Genomic DNA, 15,869 nt, shown 5'->3' on the forward strand with positions numbered 1-15,869 from the left:
CGGCACGATTGTCGCTCGCGCCCGCGGCGGCGCGCGATCTCGATTCAATTCGCGAATGGCTGACGCAGCCGGGTGCAGGGCGGGCGGCGGCCGAGGTGCTCTTCCAGATACTCGACGCCGTCGACGACGTCGCTCTCGCACCGTTCCGGTGGGCTCCGAGCAGGAGCCATCAGGGCATGCGGGTGCGCTACGTGCGGGGACACGCGATCATCTACGAAGCCGAGCCGGACCTGCCGGGCACGCCGATCGAGAATGTGGACGTGCTCATCCTGCGTGTCTTCGCGCCGGGCCAGAACCGCACCGACCTGTGATACCTCGGCAGCGCCCAGGTCTCCGCCACTTTCCTCCCGCGCCCCGCCGTCCTATACCCCCGGTGCAGGCGGAAGGAGAGCGGGATGAGCGACATGCGGCTCGCGGTGGTCGGCGCGTCCGGGCGAATGGGACGGACGCTGGTGCGGGCGATCGCGCAGACGCCGGGCTGCGTCCTCTCGGGCGCGTTCGAGCGTCCGGGAGCGGAGGGGGTCGGCGCCGATGCGGGCGTGCTCGCCGGCCTGCCGGCGCTCGGCGTCGCCGTCGGCGACGAGCCGGAGCGCGCGCTGGACGGCGCCGAGGCCGTGATCGACTTCACGGCGCCCGCCGCCACGACCGCGCTCGCGGGCCTGTGCGCCGCGCGCGGCATCGCCCACGTCGTCGGCACGACGGGGCTCTCCGCGCAGGATCTCGCCGTCCTGCGCGATGCCGCGCAACGCTGCTGCGTCGTGCAGTCCGGCAACATGTCGCTGGGGGTGAACCTACTCGCGAGCCTGGTGCGGCGCGCCGCCCGCGCGCTCGGACCGGAATTCGACGTCGAGATCGTCGAGATGCACCATCGCCACAAGGTGGACGCCCCGTCCGGTACGGCGCTGCTGCTGGGCGCCGCCGCCGCGGAAGGCCGCGGCGTCCCGCTCGAGGAGAAGGCGGTGCGCAGCCGCGACGGGCACGTCGGCCCGCGGCGCGAGGGCGACATCGGCTTCGCGACCCTGCGCGGCGGCAGCGTCGTCGGCGAGCATTCGGTGATCCTCGCCGGGCCGGGCGAGCGCATCGAGCTGCGCCACATCGCCGAGGATCGCGGCCTGTTCGCCCGTGGCGCGCTCCAGGCCGCGCTGTGGGCGCGAGGGCGCGCGCCCGGGTTCCATTCCATGGCCGACGTGCTCGGCCTCGATTGACCCGTCCAGAACCGAGACTTCCCCAACCGAGAAGGACAAGTCCCCCATGGAGCGTCTCCTCGTCCTGGCCCGCCACGGGCAGAGCGACTGGAACAAGAAGAACCTCTTCACCGGCTGGAAGGACCCCGACCTCACCGAGCTCGGCGTCGAGGAGGCGAGGCTCGGCGGCCGGCGGCTGAGGGAGCGCGGCTACACGTTCGACGTCGCCTTCACCTCGGCGCTGACGCGCGCGCAGCGCACCTGCGCGATCATGCTCGACGAGCTCGGCCAGTCGGGCCTCGAGACGATCGCCGACGCGGCCATCAACGAGCGCGACTACGGCGACCTCGCGGGACTGAACAAGGACGACGCCCGCGCGAAGTGGGGCGAGGAGCAGGTCTTCGTTTGGCGGCGCTCCTACGACGTCCAGCCGCCCGGCGGCGAGAGCCTCAAGGACACGGTCGCGCGCGTGCTGCCCTACTACATCCGCGAGATCCTGCCCCGCGTCATGCGGGGCGAGAAGGTGCTCGTCGCCGCCCACGGCAACTCCCTGCGCGCGCTGATGATGGTGCTCGACGGGATGACGACCGAGGAGGTCTCCAAGCTCGAGCTGCCCACCGGCATCCCGTTCGTCTACCGGCTCGGCGAGGACACGCGCGTCGTCTCCAAGGAGACGATCGACACGTGAGCGCGCCGCGGCTCGCGCTGGCGCCGGGGCTCCTCCACGTCCCCGGCTACCTCGACCGGGACGCGCAGGTGCGCCTGCGCGACGCCGTGCGCGCCGTGGTGCGTGCCGCGCCGCTGTTCACGCCGCGCATGCCGCGCACGGGCAAGCCCTTCTCCGTGCGCATGACGAATTGCGGCGACCTCGGCTGGGTCTCGGACGAGTCCGGCTACCGCTACCAGCCGACCCATCCCGTCACGGGGGCGTCTTGGCCGGCTATGCCGGACATCGTCCGCGAGGCCTGGGAGGCGCTCGCGGGCCATCCGCATCCGCCGCAGGCCTGCCTCGTCAACTGGTACGAGCCGACCGCGCGGATGGGCCTGCACCAGGACCGCGACGAGGCGGACCTCGACGCGCCCGTGGTCTCGCTCTCGCTCGGCGACACGGCCGTGTTCCGCTTCGGCGGCACCGTGCGCAAGGCGCCCACGCGCTCGATCCGCCTCGCCTCCGGCGACGCCGTCGTGATCGGCGGCGCCTCGCGGCTCGCCTTCCACGGCGTCGACCGCATCCTGCCCGGCACCGCGACGCTGCTCGACGCGCCCGGGCGCATCAATCTCACCCTGCGCCGCGTGACCCCGCCCGCCCGCCCCGACGCTCCGATCGGAGGATCCCGATGACAGCACGCACCCGCCGCCTTCGCCCGTCCTGCGCCGCGCTCGCGCTGCTGACGCTCGCGAGCGCACCGGCCCTGTCACAGCAGGGCGAGGCGCCGGCCAGCGCCCCCGCCGCGCCGCCGGCGGAGACCCGCCCCGTCGACCAGGTGACCTTCCTGCCTGGCGCATCGATCGGCGTCGCGCCGCTGCCCGGCATGCGGCCCTCGAGCCGCTTCCTCGGTTTCGAGAATCCGCAGGACGGCACCTTCATCGCGCTGATCACCGCGCCCGCGGAGGAGTGGGATGCGATCTCGCAACGCTATTCCCCCGAGAACCTGCCGGCGCAGGGCTATTCCGAGCCGGTCCGCGAGGAGATCGCAGTGGAGGGCGCGTCGGAGGCGTTCATGGTCTCGGGCGAGCAGCGGCTCCAGCAGAGCCTCACGGTCGACAAGTGGGTGGTCGCCGCGCGCACGCCCGAGCAGGTCGCGCTGGTGATCGCCCAGCGCGTCCCGCTCCAGCCGGCCTACACGCGCCAGGCGATCGAGGCGGCGCTCGAGACGATCGCGCTGCGCGCGCCGCCCGGGCTCGAGGAGCAGATCGCGGCACTGCCCTTCGCCATCGGCGATCGCGCCGGCTTTCGCGCCGTGCGCGTCACGGGCGGCAATTCCGTGCTCCTCACGCAGGGCGAGGACAACGTCGTCCAGGCCGCGGACCAGCCGGTCGTCATCGTCGCCGCCTCGCAGGAGATCTCCCCGCCGGAGGATCGCCGCGACGACTTCGCCCGCCGCGCCCTCCAGGGCCTCGCCGGCCTCACCGACGTGCGGATCGAGCGCTCCCAGGGCTTCCGCCAGGGCAATGCCGACTGGCACGAGATCCAGGCGACGGCGACCGAACCGTCGGGCGTGCCGGTCGTCGTGCAGCAGACCCTGCGCTTCACCGATTCGGGCTTCATCCGCGTGCTGGGCGTGGCGAAGGACGCCGAGCGCGAGACCTGGACCCCGCGCTTCCGCGCGCTCGCCGATTCGCTCGTGCCGCGCTGACGGCGCAGCCGCTACTCGATCCGAGTCGCGTCGGGCCGCTCGACGGTGCGGGTCAGCTGAAGCCGCAGCATGACGATCGACGCGCCGAGCGCCCAGAGCGCGCCGACCGTCCAGCCGGCGAGGACGTCGGTCGGCCAGTGCACGCCGAGATAGACGCGGCTCGCCCCGACGAGCAGCGTCAGGAGCACGGCCATCGTGACGAGGTAGACCCGCAGCCGCCGCCGCGTCAGCACGCGCGAGACGAGGGCCGAGAGCGTCAGGTAGACTGTCGCCGACATCATCGAGTGCCCGGACGGGAAGCTCGCCGTGTAGACGATGCTGCCGTGGGGCACGAGGTCGGGCCGCGGCCGGTCGAAGCCGGACTTCAGGAGCGTCGAGAGCAGGATGCCGCCGCCGATCGCGAGCGCCACCGCGAGCGCGGCGCGCGGCAGCCGCGCCACGAGCAGGAACACGACCACGATCGCGGTGAGGAGCGTCAGCACGCCGGTGCCGCCGAGCGCCGTGAAGTCGCGCATCATCTCCTCGAGCCAGCCGGGGCCGATCGGGTCCGAGAGGTCGCCGGGGACGCGCAGGGCGACGAGGATCGCCTCGTCGATCGCGTGCGTCTCGCCCTCCAGCACCTCGTCGGCGAGCTCGATGAAGGCCCAGAGGCCGCCCGCGAAGAGGGCGAGGACGAGGAGCGTCGCGCGGTTCTCGAGGGCGGTGGCGAGGAGGAGGCGGCCGTGCTTCATGGCTGTCGCAACGCGTGAGCGCGCCGGATCGATCCGTCCTCCCGAACGCCTGCCCACGGCGATCAGCCGCGGTAGGGCGGCTTGTCCCAGCCGTTGGGCGAGAGGGTGAAGATCTCGCAACCCGTCTCGGTGACGCCCACCGTGTGCTCGAACTGGGCCGAAAGCGAGCGGTCGCGCGTCACCGCGGTCCAGCCGTCGCCGAGCACCTTCACGTGCGGGCGGCCGAGGTTGATCATCGGCTCGATGGTGAACAGCATGCCGGGCTCGAGCGGCACGTCGTAGGCGGGCTCGACGAAGTGCAGGATCGTCGGTGCGTCGTGGAAGACGCGGCCGAGCCCGTGGCCGCAGAAGTCGCGCACCACCGAGCAGCGCTCGCCCTCGGCATAGGCCTGGATCGCCGCGCCGATGGCGTTCGTCGTGGCGCCGGGCTTGACCGCGGCGATGCCGCGCATCAGCGCCTCGTACGTGATCTCGCACAGCCGCTCGGCCTTGCGGGGCACGGCGCCGACGTAGAACATCCGGCTCGAATCGCCGTGCCAGCCGTCGACGATGAGGGTGATGTCGATGTTGACGATGTCGCCTTCGCGCAGCGGCTTGTCGTTGGGGATGCCGTGGCAGACGACGTGGTTGATCGAGGTGCAGATCGCCTTCGGGTAGCCGCGGTAGAACAAGGGCGCCGGATAGGCGCCGTGGTCCATGGCGAACTCGAAGGCGAGCTTGTCGAGCGCCTCGGTGGTGACGCCGGGCGCGACGTGCTCGACCATCAGATCGAGCGCCTTCGCCGTGAGCTGCCCGGCGCGGCGCATCGCCTCGAAGGCCTCCGGCCCATGGATCGTCGGCGACTTGCCGCTGGCGCGGCGTTCGATCTGGTCGGTGTCTTCGAGCGTCATCGCGTCCTGTTCCTGTCGTGGGAGACCATAAGCGCCCGAGCCGCCCCGCGCAAAGGGCGACGTGCCGTCACGCTTGCCCCGCCGCGCCGGGGATGGCAGGAAGGCGCGCCTCCGGTGCGCCGCCCGCGCTCGCGTCATCCGCCCGGCGGCAGACGAGGTCGAGATCCGTGACGAACGAGCCCGCGCCCTACGGCGCCCATTCCCCCGACGGCCTGGTGCGCTGGCTGATCGAGCGGACCCGCGCGGCCGGCGACGGCTGGCTGTCCAAGCGCGTCTCCTTCCTCCTGCGCCGCCTCGCCGTCAAGCGCCTGGCCGGGCGCCCGGTCGACATCGAGACGCTGGGGGCGAAGTTCCGGCTCTACCCCTACAACAATGTCTGCGAGAAGCGGATCCTGTTCACGCCGCAATACTTCGACGGGCTGGAGCGGAAGATCCTGGCAGAGCGCATCCGGCCGGGCTTCAGCTTCATCGACATCGGCGCGAACATCGGCGCCTACGCCCTCTTCGTCGCCGCCCGCGCCGGGCGGGACGCGCGCATCCTGTGCGTCGAGCCCCAGCCCGACGTGTTCGACCGCCTCGTCTACAATGTCCGGCTCAACCCCTTCGCGACGGTCAAGGCGATCGACTGCGCCGTGGCCGACAAGGCGGGCGAGCTCACCCTCTTCCTCGAGCCGTCGAACTCGGGCGAGACCTCGATGAAGATCGTCGGCTCCGGCGGCGCGAGCGCGATCCGCGTGCCGGCGACGACGCTGCTCGACCTCGTGCGGCGCGAGGGCTTCGAGCGCGTCGACGCGATCAAGCTCGACGTCGAGGGCGCCGAGGACGTCATCCTCGAGCCGTTCCTGCGCGAGGCGCCCCCCGAGCTGTGGCCGAGCCTCATGATCGTCGAGGACGGCTCCGGCCGCTGGCAGGTCGATCTCGCCCGCATCGTCCAGGACGCGGGCTACCGCATCGTGGCGAAGACGAAGCTGAACTTCGTTTTCGAGCGCGGCTGACGCCATCGCCCGCGGGACCACGTCGACGCCGGCTGTGCGCCGAATGCCGGGGCGGCGCGGGATGCGTTTCGCCCCAATCGCCTCGCTCGCGCTCGTCGAGCGCCCGGAGGGGGCGGCGACGGGCTCAGGTTGGCTTCTCGAGCACGACCTGCCGGACGTCGGTGTTGCGGGTCGCGAAGCCGACCTCGCAATAGGCGAGGTAGTAGGTCCACAGCCGCCGGAAGCGGGCGTCGAAGCCGAGCGCCTCCATCCGCGGCCGGGCGGCGTCGAAGCGGGTGCGCCAGTCCCGCAGCGTGCGGGCGTAGTCCGCGGCGTGGGAGGTGTCCGAGACGATCGGCAGGCCGTGCCGCTCGGAGAGCCGGGCGACGATGGCGTCCGAGGGCAGCATGCCGCCGGGGAAGACGTGGCGGCGGATGAAGTCCACCCGGGTTCGGTAGGCATCGTAGCGGTCGTCGCGGATCGTGATCAGCTGCAGCCCGGCGCGCCCGCCGGGGCGAAGGCGCGCCTTCATCGCCTCGTAGAACGCGTCCCAGTAGGCCTCGCCCACCGCCTCGAACATCTCGATCGAGACGATCCGGTCGTAGGTCCCCGTCACGTCGCGGTAGTCCTCGAAGCGCAGGTCGATGCGCTCGGCGAGCCCCGCCTCCGCGACGGCGCGGGCGGCCCGGTCGTGCTGCGCGCGCGAGATCGTCAGCGCCGTCACCCGGCAGCCGATCTCCCCCGCCGCCCACAGCGCGAAGGAGCCGAAGCCGCAGCCGATCTCGAGCACCCGGTCGCCGGGGCCGATGCCCGTCGCGCGGGCGAGCAGCCGATGCTTCTGCGCCTGCGCCTCCTCCAGCGTCCCGGCGCCGCCGGCGAAGACGCCGCTCGAGTAGGTCATGCTCGCGTCGAGCCAGGCGGCGTAGAACGCCTCGCCGAGGTCGTAGTGCTCGGCGATGTTGCGCCGCGCGCCTGCGCGGGTGTTGCGCCGCGTCGCCTCGCGCAGGCGCCGGAGGAGCCGCAGCGGCGCCGGCTCCTCGACGATGCGCCCGCGCTCCGGGCGGTTCGCGGCCAGCAGCATCAGCAGCGCGCCGAGGTCGGGCGTGTCGAACAGGCCGTCGCAGAAGGCCTGCGCGAAGCCGATCTCGCCGGCGAGGAGGACGCGCCGGGCGAGGCGCGCGTCGCGGATCGTCATCGCCGCCTCCGGCCCGGGACGGGCGCCGCCGAAGGCGAGCGTGCGCCCGTCGGGCGCGACGATCGTCAGGCGACCGACCTCCATCCGCAGCGCGATCGCGAGCAGCCGGCGCAGCAGGAACGGCAGCCCCCGCGTCGCCTGCGCGAAGGTCCCGGCGGTGAGCGGGGCGGGGGACGTGGTCGGGACGGAAGGCATGCGCCGGGCTCCCCGGATCAGCGCGCGCGGCGCGGATGCGGGACGACGGGCACGCCCTTCGCCCACAGCCGCAGCGCCTCCCAGTGGATCGCGGCGACGACCTTCGCCGTCATCAGCGGCGTGCGCACGAGGGCGGCGGCGAGGCCCGCCGTCGTCAGCGCCCGACGGCGCCCCGCGAAGACGGCGGTGAGGACCGGCCCGCTCGCGTCGTGCTCGACGATCGACACCCGCGCCGTCTCGCCCGGCGGCTCGAGCCCGAAACGGTAGACGTGATCCATGGCCAGGAACGGCGAGACGTGCAGCGCCTTCTCGGCCTTCGGCCGGCCGGAGCCGGCGGGCAGAACATAGACGTGGCGCTCGCCGAAGGTGTTGCGCACCTCCGCGATCGTCCCGACGTGGATCCCCGCGGCCGAGAAGCCGTAGTGCAGCGCGATCGGATTGAAGGCGAAGCCGAGGATGCGCGGGTAGGCGAGGAGCCGCACCCGCTCCGCGGCGATGCCGTGAGCCGCGAAGGTGGCCCGCGCCCATTCCGCCAGCGGGCGCGCGCCCCGGGCGCCGTGGTCCCGCGGCTGGAACGCGACGAGGTTCGCACGCGCGACCGAGAAGAGCGGCGACAGCCCCCCGGCCTCGTCGAGCCGGTCGAGGTCGATCCACAGCGCCAGCACGCGGTAGCGGAAGCGATGCGTCCGGGGCCGCAGGCGCGCGTGCATGACGTCGCCGACATAGAGGCAGGCGGGCGGGCCCGCGATATCGCCGCCCGCGCTCACGCCGCGGTCCCGAAGGCGCGCGGCGTCACGCGCCACGGCGCCGCGGCGCCGAGCGCCTCGGCGACGGCGAGGCCCGAATGCAGCCCGTCCTCGTGGAAGCCGTACTTCGTCCACGCCCCGCAGAACCAGACGCGGTCGCGCCCCTGCAGCGCCGCCAGGGCCGCCTGCGCGGCGATGGCCGCCTGGTCGAACTGGGGGTGCGCGTAGTCCGTGCGCGCGAACACCGTCCCCGCCCGCGGCGGCCGCGGCGGGTTGAGCGAGACGAAGAGCGGGCGCGTCGGGTCGATCCCCTGGAGCGCGTTCATCCAGTAGGTGACGCAGACCTCGTCGCCGTCGCGCTTGATCACGTTCCAGGCCGCCCAGGCGGCGCGGCCGGGCGGCATCAGGCTCTCGTCGCGGTGGAGCCACACGGCGTTGTCGCGGTAGCGGATCGCGCCGAGCATCGCGCGCTCGGACGGCGTGGGGTCGGCGAGGAGCGCGAGCGCCTGGTCGCCGTGGCAGGCGAGGACGACGTCGTCGTAGAGCGTCGAGCCGCCGTCGGCGGTCGCGACCCGCACGCCGTTCGTCTCGCGCGAGACGCGGGTCACGGGCGCTCCGAGCCGCATCCTGTCGGCGAAGGGGGCGACGAGGCGGCGCACGTAGGTGCGGCTGCCGCCCGTCACCGTGCGCCAGGTCGGCCGGTCCATGCGCAGGAGACGGTGATTGGCGAAGAAGGCGAGGAAGGTCGCCGCCGGAAAGGCGAGGATGTCGCCCGGCGGCATCGACCAGATCGCCGAGCCCATGGCGACGACGTAGTCCTCGCGGAAGCGCTGGGAGTAGCGCTCGCGGGCGAGGTAGTCCCCCAGCGTCAGGCCCTCGAGCCGCCCCGCCTCCAGGTCCGCGGCCCCGCGCCGGTTGAAGCGCACGATGTCGCGGGCGACCCGCAGATGGACCGGGGAGGGGATCGCCGCGCCGAGCGGCAGGATGCCGCCGAGCACGGCGGAGGCCCGCGACGTCCAGGCCAGCGCGATTCCGCGCGCGTCGTCGTAGCGCGAGACGGAGAAGCTCATGTCCGCGACCTGCGTCTCGACGCCCAGCCGCTCCAGCAGGCGGGTGAGGTTGGGGTAGTTCGGCTCGTTGTAGATGATGAACCCGGTGTCGACCGCGATCCGCGCGCCGTCGTAGTCGATGTCGACGGTCTCCGCGTGCCCCCCGGGGCGCGACTCGCCGTCGTAGACCGTGACCTCGTGCGCCGAGGCGACGGAGAGCGCCCAGGCGGCGCCGTTGCCGGCGATGCCCGCTCCCACCACCGCGATGCGCTTGCCGCCCGCTCCGTTGCCGTCACCAGGAATTCGCGTCACGCCGCCGTCTTCTTCATCTGCGCCAGCGCGTCGAGCGCGCGGCGCCGGCCCTCCTCGTGCGCCACGATCGGGAGCGGATAGGTCTCGCCCAACGCGACGCCGGCCTTCTCTAGCACGTTCCGCGGCGCCTCCCAGGGCCGGTGGATCACGTGCGCCGGAAGCCGGGAGAGCTCGGGCACGAAGCGCCGGACGTAGTCGCCGGCGGGGTCGAACTTCTCGCCCTGCGCCACCGGGTTGAAGATCCGGTAGTAGGGCGAGGCGTCCGCGCCCGAGCCCGCCACCCATTGCCAGGAGGCGGCGTTGTTCGCCGGATCAGCGTCGCACAGGGTGTCCCAGAACCAGTCCTCGCCGAACCGCCAGTCGACGAGGAGGTGCTTGACGAGGAAGGAGCCGACGACCATCCGAACGCGGTTGTGCATGAAGCCGGTCCGCCAGAGCTGGCGCATGCCCGCGTCGACGAGCGGGTAGCCGGTGCGCCCCCGCCGCCAGGCCTCGAGCGCGGCCTCGTCCGTGCGCCAGGGGAAGGCGTCGAAGCCGCGCACCATGTTGGTGCGGGCGATATCGGGCTGCGCGAACAGGAGCTGGTGGGAGAAGTCCCGCCAGCCGAGCTCGGAGCGCAGCATGTCGTAGTCCTCGGGCGGGATGCGCCCGGCGTCGCGCGCGTGCAGCGCGGCGTGCACGACCTGGCGCGGCGAGATCTCGCCGAAGCGCAGGTGCGCGGAAAGCATGGAGGTGGTCTCGAGGTCCGGGCGGTTGCGCGAGCCGGCGTAGCCCGACAGCGTCCCGTCGAGGAAGGCGGCGAGCCGCGCCTGCGCGCCGGCCTCGCCGCGGGTCCAGGTCTCGCGCAGGCCGCCCGCCCAGTCCGGCGCCGTCGGCTCGAGCGCGAGATCGGGGAGGCGCACCGCCCGGGCGCGGATCGCGGCCGGCCAGGAGCCGGTCTCGATCCGCGACGGTGCGGGCAGCGGCGGCGGGGGCGGGTCGAAGGCGAGCGTGGCGTTGCGATAGGGCGTGAAGACCCGGTAGAGGCCGCCGGTCTTCGTCGTCACCTCGCCGGGCTCGTAGAGGACGCGCGCCTTGCAGCTCTTCGCCGCGACGCCGGCGTCCTTCAGCGTCGCCTCGATGTCGGCGTCGATCTCCCGCTCGGCGCCGTAGCGCCGGTTCGAGACGACGTGGGCGGCGCCGGTCTCGCGCGCGATCCGCGGGATCGCCTCGCGGGCCGCACCGCGCAGGATCAGCAGCTCGCTCCCGCGCTCGGCGAGCGCCCGCGCGAGGGCGTCCAGCGACCCGTGCAGGAACCAGCGCGCCGCCCCGCCGAGGGGGCGGACCTCGGGGCTCTCCTCGTCGTGGAGGTAGACGCACAGGACCGGCGCGCCGGTCTCCACGGCATGCGCCAGGGCGGGATTGTCCGCGACGCGGAAATCCTCGCGAAACCACACGAGCGCGGGGCCGGCCAAACGATCCTCCTCGACGATCACCGTCGCGCCCTTGATACGAAGCTTCGGCGGGCGATTGAACCGCCCCTGCTACGCGACTTCCGGCCGCAGAGGGGTGGGGTCGGAAGCGGGGCGGGCGAGCGGACGCGATCGCGCGAGCCGTTGCGCGGCCCGAGGCCAACTTCTTCGTTCTGAAGGGGAATTTGGCTCCGGCGGTAGGATTCGAACCTACGACCAACGGATTAACAGTCCGCTGCGCTACCGCTGCGCCACGCCGGAATACCATGGCACGGGCGAGATCGCCCGTCGGTGAGAGGGCATATATCGGCGTCACCGGATGGACGCAAGCCCCGAAATCCCGGCAGCCGACGAAAGATCGGCCGCGGGGCCGGCGCGGCGCGGGTCAGATCAGCCCGAGCAGCACGTCGATCACGGTGGCGCCGGCGAAGACGAGGAAGCCGATCCAGATCAGCGCGAGCAGCGCGCCGGCGAGGACCAGGAGCCCATCGCGCTCGATCAGCCCCACGGCGATGATGGCGACGCCGATGCCCGGCACGGTGTTCGTCAGCGGCAACGGCACGGCGATCGAGAGCGAGGCGACGAGCATGGCGAGGCCGACGAGGCGCTCCGAGGGGCCGCTCACCAGAAAGGTCAGGCGCGGGCGGGCGAGGTGCTCGAAGCGCACGAGCCAGGGGCGGGCGCGGGCGATCATCCCGGAATAGTCCGCCTTCGAGAAGGCGCGCGCGCGCAGGCCCTGCGGCAGCCACAGCGCCCGGCGGCCGATCACGAGCTGGGCCGCGACGAACACCATCGGCACGGAGACGATCTGCGGCACGCCGTAGAGGAAGGGGATCGCGCAGGGCAGGGCCAGCACCAGCATGACGAGGCCGAAGGTGCGCTCGCCCAGGGCGTCGACGAGCGTGCCGAGCGGGATGCGCTCGCCGGGCGCCTCCTCGCCGACGCGGGCGAGGACCGCGGACGCGGGCTCGTGGTGCGCGGAAGATTGGGGGGCGCCGGTCTCGTCGGTCATGCTTCGCGCTCGTTCGCCCGGTCGCGCCGTGGGGCGCGCGTGGGGCCGACCTGTCGGGGGACGCGGGAGCCGCGTCCACGCGCTCCTAGCCCCATGCGGCGGCCCTGTCCATGGCCCGCACACCCCATCGCCGCCACGCGTCGTACCGGCTGCGCAACCCGGTAACCCGATCTGAAGACCGATGCCCTACAGACCGTTCCCATGACGGGCACGGTCGGCATCATCGGACGATTCTCGGCGAACGCGCGCGGCGCGGGGCGGCGCATCGGCGCGGCCGGCGGCGCCTTCGCATTGTGGGCGTTCGCCATCCGCGTCGGCGCCGCCGCGCTCGCCTTCCTCACCCAGATCGTGCTCGCCCGCCTGATCGGGGAGGAGGCCTACGGCGAGGTCGCCGGCGCCGTGACCGTGCTCGGGATCGTGGTGGCGGTGGCCGTGCTCGGCCTCGACACGGCGGCCCAGCGCTTCGTCGCGCAATACCGCGTGGAGGGCGACGACGCCTCGCTGCGCGGCTTCGTCAAGTCGGCGCGAATCCTGCCGATCTTCGTCGGCGGAGCCGTCGGCGCGGTCGGCGTGGCGCTGACGGTCGCGCACGATCCGGTCCTGGCGCTCGCCTTCGTGATGCTGCCCTTCGTCGCCGCGCTCCTGGCGCAGGAGGGGGTGGCGAAGTCCTTCGACTGGCCGATCCTGGCGCTCGGCCCGACCTTCGTGCTGCGGCCCGTGCTCGCGCTCGGCTTCGTGCTCGGCGCCGCCGCGCTGGGGATGGGGCTCGACGCGCGTGGTGTCATGCTCGCCATGCTCGCCGCGGCGGCGCTGGCGCTCGCGCTGCAGACGCTCGTGCTGACCCCGCGCCTCGCGCGGACGATGCCCGCCGGCCCGCATCGCCACCACCCGCGGGCCTGGTTCGCGATCATCTCGCCGATCGTCGTGGGCGACATCGGCGGGCTCGTCGCGAGCAGCGTCGACGTGCTGGCTCTCGCCTTGACGCGACCGGCCGAGGAGACCGGCATCTACTTCGCCGCGGTGAAGAGCCTCGCGCTCGTCCAGTTCGTCGCCTACGCCATCGCCAACGCCGTGGCGCACCGGGTGAGTGCGCTCCATGTCGGGGGCGATCGCATCGCGCTGCGGCGCTACGTGCTGCGCGCCTGCCTCGCGACCTTCCTGCCCTCGCTCGCCTTCGCGGTCGTGCTGGTGGGGCTCGGGGAGATCATCCTCGGCCTGTTCGGCGCGGCCTTCGTCGCCGCCTGGCCGGCGATGGCGATCGTCGCGGCCGGCGCGGTCGTCCTCGCCGCGGTCGGGCCGGCGGAGCGGGTGCTGAACATGATCGGCGCCGAGCGCGCCTGCGCGGTCGTCTACGTCGCCGCGGCGGTGGTCGCGACGGTGCTCTCCTTCACCCTCGCCCCGGCCTACGGCGTCATGGGCGCGGCGAGCGCGCTCGCGCTGACGATGGTCTTCGAGGCCGTGGCCCTCGCCATCGTGCTGCGCGCCGCGCTGCGGTGAGCGCGGGAGCGAATCGTCAGCGCTGGGCGCCGAACAGGGCGGCGTCGAGGGTGATCAGCACGAGGCTCGCGACGAGCAGCACCCAGGCCAGCACGAAGCCGCCCGACAGCCCGACGGGGATCGACAGGAACAGCAGCATCGGCGCGAGCGCCAGCCCGAGGCCCCGGGCGAGGGCGCCCAGGCGGCTCCGGCCCGTGGGTCCGGAGGAAGCGCGATCGCTCGTGAGCGGCTGGGTCGACATGTGGAGATCTCCGACGCGTACTACGATGCCGGCGAGCGTGGCCGTTCGCGCCTGAACCGCGCTTGAACGACGACGCCGACGCGCCCGCTCCGTCGAGGAAGCGGCGCGGCGGTTAACGAAGAGTTACCGGGATCTCGGAATGCCGGCAACCCGCGCCTGCTCGGCGGGCTCGTAGGCACCGAAGGCTGCCAGATGCGCCTCCGCCCGGCGCGCCGCCGCGGGCGCGTCGGCACCGCGCCGCCGGGCGACGAGGGCGGCGAGGCCCTCCATCGCCGCGAAGGCGGGCGTCATCGCGTGGAAGAAGGAGGGCGTGTCGATCCGCACCGGCACGACGACGTCCGCGAGCCGCGCCACGGGCGAGACGGGATCGTCCGTGATCGCCAGCGTCGTCGTGCCGCGCTCGCGCGCGAAGGCGAGCGCCTGGCGCACGGCCCGGGCATAGGGTCGCACCGAGACGGCGAGGAGGACGTCCTGCGGCCCGAGGTCGCGCAGCCGGTCGATGCCGGTGCCGCCGGGCGCGTCGACGAGCTCGGCGCGCACGCCGGCGATCCCCATCACGTAGGCGCCGGCATAGGCGACGGCGAAGCTGGCGCGCAGGCCGAGGAAATAGACGCAGCCCGCGCCGGCGATCGCGTCCGCGGCGCGCACCAGGGCGGCCGACGCGCGTGCACCGCCGAGCTGGCCGACGTCCTCTCCCATGGCGGCGACGAAGCTCCCGAGGAAGGTCGCGTCGTCGGCGCTCTCGCGCCCGGCGACGAGAGCCTCGGCCCGGCCGGAGAAGCCGCCGCGCTCGGTGCGCAGCGCCTCGGCGTGGAGACGCCGCAGCGCGTCGTATCCGTCGAGGTCGAGCCGCTGCGCCAGCCGCGTGAGCGCCGCCGGCGAGACGCCCGCGCGCCGCGCCTGCTCGCGCGTCGACAGCAGCGCGACCTCGCGAGGGTTCTCCAGCACGAACCGGGCCGCCGCCCGGAGCTGCGGCGGCAGGCGATCGAAGCGCTCGAGGATGCGCTCGGCGAGCGGGGTGTCGTGCATGCGTTCGGCGTAGCTCGTTGAAACACTCGGTTCAAGTGCTGAAACGCCGACCTGCGACGCACGCGCGCTGCGTGTTCGTCCCAATGGGCGCTCGCGGGATAGGACACCAATCTCCGGATAGGAGCGGGAGGCAACGCCATGCGGGTTCTCGTCGTCTACGCCACCACGGAGGGCCAGACGCGCAAGATCGCGGAGCGGATCCAGGCACGGCTCGCGGGCGCCGGCCACGCGCCGACGCTCGTCGACGCGACGCAGGCGGGACCGCGGACCGACCCCGCCGCCTTCGACCTCGCGATCCTCGCCGGCTCGCTGCACGCGGGGCGCTACCAGGCGGCGCTCGTCGACTTCGCCCGCCGCAACGCAGCGGCGCTCAATGCCGGCGAGAGCGCCTTCGTCTCCGTCTCCCTGTCGGCGGCGGGGGACGATCCCGACGACTGGGCCGGCCTGGCGCGCTGCGTCGAGACCTTCCGTTCGGAGACCGGCTGGAGAGCGGAGCGGCTCCATCACGCGGCGGGCGCCTTCCGCTTCACGCGCTACGACTTCCTCAAGAGCTGGGCGATGCGCTTCATCGCCTACCGTCGGGGCGAGAGCGTCGATCCGCACGCGGACGCGGAATACACCGACTGGGACGCGCTCGACGCCTTCGTCGACGAGGCCGTCGCGGCGGCGCAGCCCGGCCCCGCCGCGGCTCCTTAACCGGTCCTCAACCTTAACGTCGCCTAGGCTCAGGACTCATAACCAAAACATGACTGTTGCGGCGAGAGCGATGGCCGAGAGGAAGACTTCGGGGCAGCGGTCATATCTGGTGGCGACCCGCCGCCAATCCTTCAGACGCCCGAACATGATTTCGATACGATTGCGGCGCTTGTAGCGGCGCTTGTCGTATTTGATGGGCTTCTTTCGTGCCTTCCGGCCCGGGATGCAGGGCCTGATCCCCTTATCTTGCAGGGCTTCGCGGAACCAGTCGGCGTCATAGCCGCGGTCCCCCAGAAGCCACTGGGCTTTC

At 73.1% G+C, this 15,869-nt stretch carries 18 protein-coding genes and 1 tRNA gene; 8 read left to right on the plus strand and 11 right to left on the minus strand.

Annotated features, from left to right (window positions below; translation table 11 throughout):
* Window positions 1–8 precede the first annotated feature (8 nt).
* From G407_RS0119330 to G407_RS28795, 5 genes are all read left to right on the plus strand, one after another.
* Window positions 9–311 carry a type II toxin-antitoxin system RelE/ParE family toxin gene (locus tag G407_RS0119330; RefSeq protein WP_029032147.1) on the plus strand — a complete coding sequence of 101 codons (303 nt, stop codon included), beginning with the start codon at window positions 9–11 and terminating at the stop codon, window positions 309–311.
* Between the two features lie 84 nt (window positions 312–395).
* Window positions 396–1,205: a 4-hydroxy-tetrahydrodipicolinate reductase gene (gene dapB / locus G407_RS0119335; protein ID WP_029032148.1), complete on the plus strand. Its 810-nt coding sequence runs from the start codon at window positions 396–398 to the stop codon at window positions 1,203–1,205.
* 46 nt (window positions 1,206–1,251) lie between these two features.
* Window positions 1,252–1,872, plus strand: coding sequence for a 2,3-bisphosphoglycerate-dependent phosphoglycerate mutase (locus G407_RS0119340; protein WP_029032149.1), 621 nt, complete (start codon window positions 1,252–1,254; stop codon window positions 1,870–1,872).
* Complete coding sequence (locus tag G407_RS0119345) at window positions 1,869–2,525, plus strand: alpha-ketoglutarate-dependent dioxygenase AlkB family protein (protein ID WP_029032150.1); 657 nt, start codon at window positions 1,869–1,871, stop codon at window positions 2,523–2,525. The genes G407_RS0119340 and G407_RS0119345 overlap by 4 nt, the downstream gene beginning before the upstream one ends.
* Window positions 2,522–3,541, plus strand: coding sequence for a hypothetical protein (locus G407_RS28795; protein ID WP_052341604.1), 1,020 nt, complete (start codon window positions 2,522–2,524; stop codon window positions 3,539–3,541). Before G407_RS0119345 ends, G407_RS28795 begins: the two co-directional genes overlap by 4 nt.
* An 11-nt stretch (window positions 3,542–3,552) precedes the next feature.
* Here the strand turns inward: G407_RS28795 and G407_RS28800 are convergent, their stop codons facing one another.
* Together G407_RS28800 and map are read right to left on the minus strand one after the other, a co-directional pair.
* Window positions 3,553–4,272: a phosphatase PAP2 family protein gene (locus tag G407_RS28800; RefSeq protein ID WP_052341606.1), complete on the minus strand. Its 720-nt coding sequence runs from the start codon at window positions 4,270–4,272 to the stop codon at window positions 3,553–3,555.
* A gap of 62 nt (window positions 4,273–4,334) precedes the next feature.
* Window positions 4,335–5,162 carry a type I methionyl aminopeptidase gene (gene map, locus G407_RS0119360; protein ID WP_052341608.1) on the minus strand — a complete coding sequence of 276 codons (828 nt, stop codon included), beginning with the start codon at window positions 5,160–5,162 and terminating at the stop codon, window positions 4,335–4,337.
* Between the two features lie 167 nt (window positions 5,163–5,329).
* Between map and G407_RS0119365 the strand changes: the two genes are divergently transcribed.
* Complete coding sequence (locus G407_RS0119365; RefSeq protein ID WP_029032152.1) at window positions 5,330–6,157, plus strand: FkbM family methyltransferase; 828 nt, start codon at window positions 5,330–5,332, stop codon at window positions 6,155–6,157.
* Window positions 6,158–6,281: 124 nt separating this feature from the next.
* Here the strand turns inward: G407_RS0119365 and G407_RS0119370 are convergent, their stop codons facing one another.
* From G407_RS0119370 to G407_RS28810, 6 genes are all read right to left on the minus strand, one after another.
* Window positions 6,282–7,526, minus strand: coding sequence for an SAM-dependent methyltransferase (locus G407_RS0119370; RefSeq protein WP_029032153.1), 1,245 nt, complete (start codon window positions 7,524–7,526; stop codon window positions 6,282–6,284).
* 17 nt (window positions 7,527–7,543) lie between these two features.
* The gene (locus tag G407_RS28805) at window positions 7,544–8,293 is read right to left on the minus strand and encodes a DUF1365 domain-containing protein (protein ID WP_245259131.1); all 750 of its coding nucleotides are present in this window, start codon (window positions 8,291–8,293) and stop codon (window positions 7,544–7,546) included.
* A complete protein-coding gene (locus tag G407_RS0119380; RefSeq protein WP_245259132.1) occupies window positions 8,290–9,633 on the minus strand; it encodes an NAD(P)/FAD-dependent oxidoreductase in 1,344 nt (447 codons plus the stop codon). The genes G407_RS28805 and G407_RS0119380 overlap by 4 nt, the downstream gene beginning before the upstream one ends.
* Window positions 9,630–11,087, minus strand: a complete 1,458-nt coding sequence (locus G407_RS0119385) for a cryptochrome/photolyase family protein (protein WP_156917647.1) — start codon at window positions 11,085–11,087, stop codon at window positions 9,630–9,632. The genes G407_RS0119380 and G407_RS0119385 overlap by 4 nt, the downstream gene beginning before the upstream one ends.
* A 183-nt stretch (window positions 11,088–11,270) precedes the next feature.
* Window positions 11,271–11,345, minus strand: a tRNA-Asn gene (locus G407_RS0119390).
* 124 nt (window positions 11,346–11,469) lie between these two features.
* A complete protein-coding gene (locus G407_RS28810) occupies window positions 11,470–12,096 on the minus strand; it encodes an exopolysaccharide biosynthesis protein (RefSeq protein ID WP_043540210.1) in 627 nt (208 codons plus the stop codon).
* Window positions 12,097–12,297: 201 nt separating this feature from the next.
* Between G407_RS28810 and G407_RS28815 the strand changes: the two genes are divergently transcribed.
* Window positions 12,298–13,593, plus strand: coding sequence for a lipopolysaccharide biosynthesis protein (locus G407_RS28815; protein WP_052341613.1), 1,296 nt, complete (start codon window positions 12,298–12,300; stop codon window positions 13,591–13,593).
* 16 nt (window positions 13,594–13,609) lie between these two features.
* On the opposite strand, the gene G407_RS0119405 is transcribed toward G407_RS28815, so the two are convergent.
* Entirely contained in the window at window positions 13,610–13,834 is a 225-nt protein-coding gene (locus G407_RS0119405) for a hypothetical protein (protein ID WP_029032156.1), read from the minus strand.
* A gap of 123 nt (window positions 13,835–13,957) precedes the next feature.
* On the minus strand, window positions 13,958–14,863 hold the full coding sequence (locus G407_RS0119410; RefSeq protein WP_029032157.1) for a MurR/RpiR family transcriptional regulator: 906 nt from the start codon (window positions 14,861–14,863) through the stop codon (window positions 13,958–13,960).
* 138 nt (window positions 14,864–15,001) lie between these two features.
* On the opposite strand from G407_RS0119410, the gene G407_RS0119415 reads away from it, so the two are divergent.
* A complete protein-coding gene (locus tag G407_RS0119415) occupies window positions 15,002–15,559 on the plus strand; it encodes a flavodoxin domain-containing protein (protein WP_029032158.1) in 558 nt (185 codons plus the stop codon).
* A gap of 36 nt (window positions 15,560–15,595) precedes the next feature.
* On the opposite strand, the gene G407_RS31285 is transcribed toward G407_RS0119415, so the two are convergent.
* A partial coding sequence (locus G407_RS31285) for an IS5/IS1182 family transposase (protein WP_029032159.1) occupies window positions 15,596–15,869 on the minus strand: 274 nt, incomplete at its 5' end.

This window comes from Salinarimonas rosea DSM 21201 (assembly GCF_000429045.1).
Classification (GTDB): Bacteria; Pseudomonadota; Alphaproteobacteria; order Rhizobiales; family Beijerinckiaceae; genus Salinarimonas; species Salinarimonas rosea.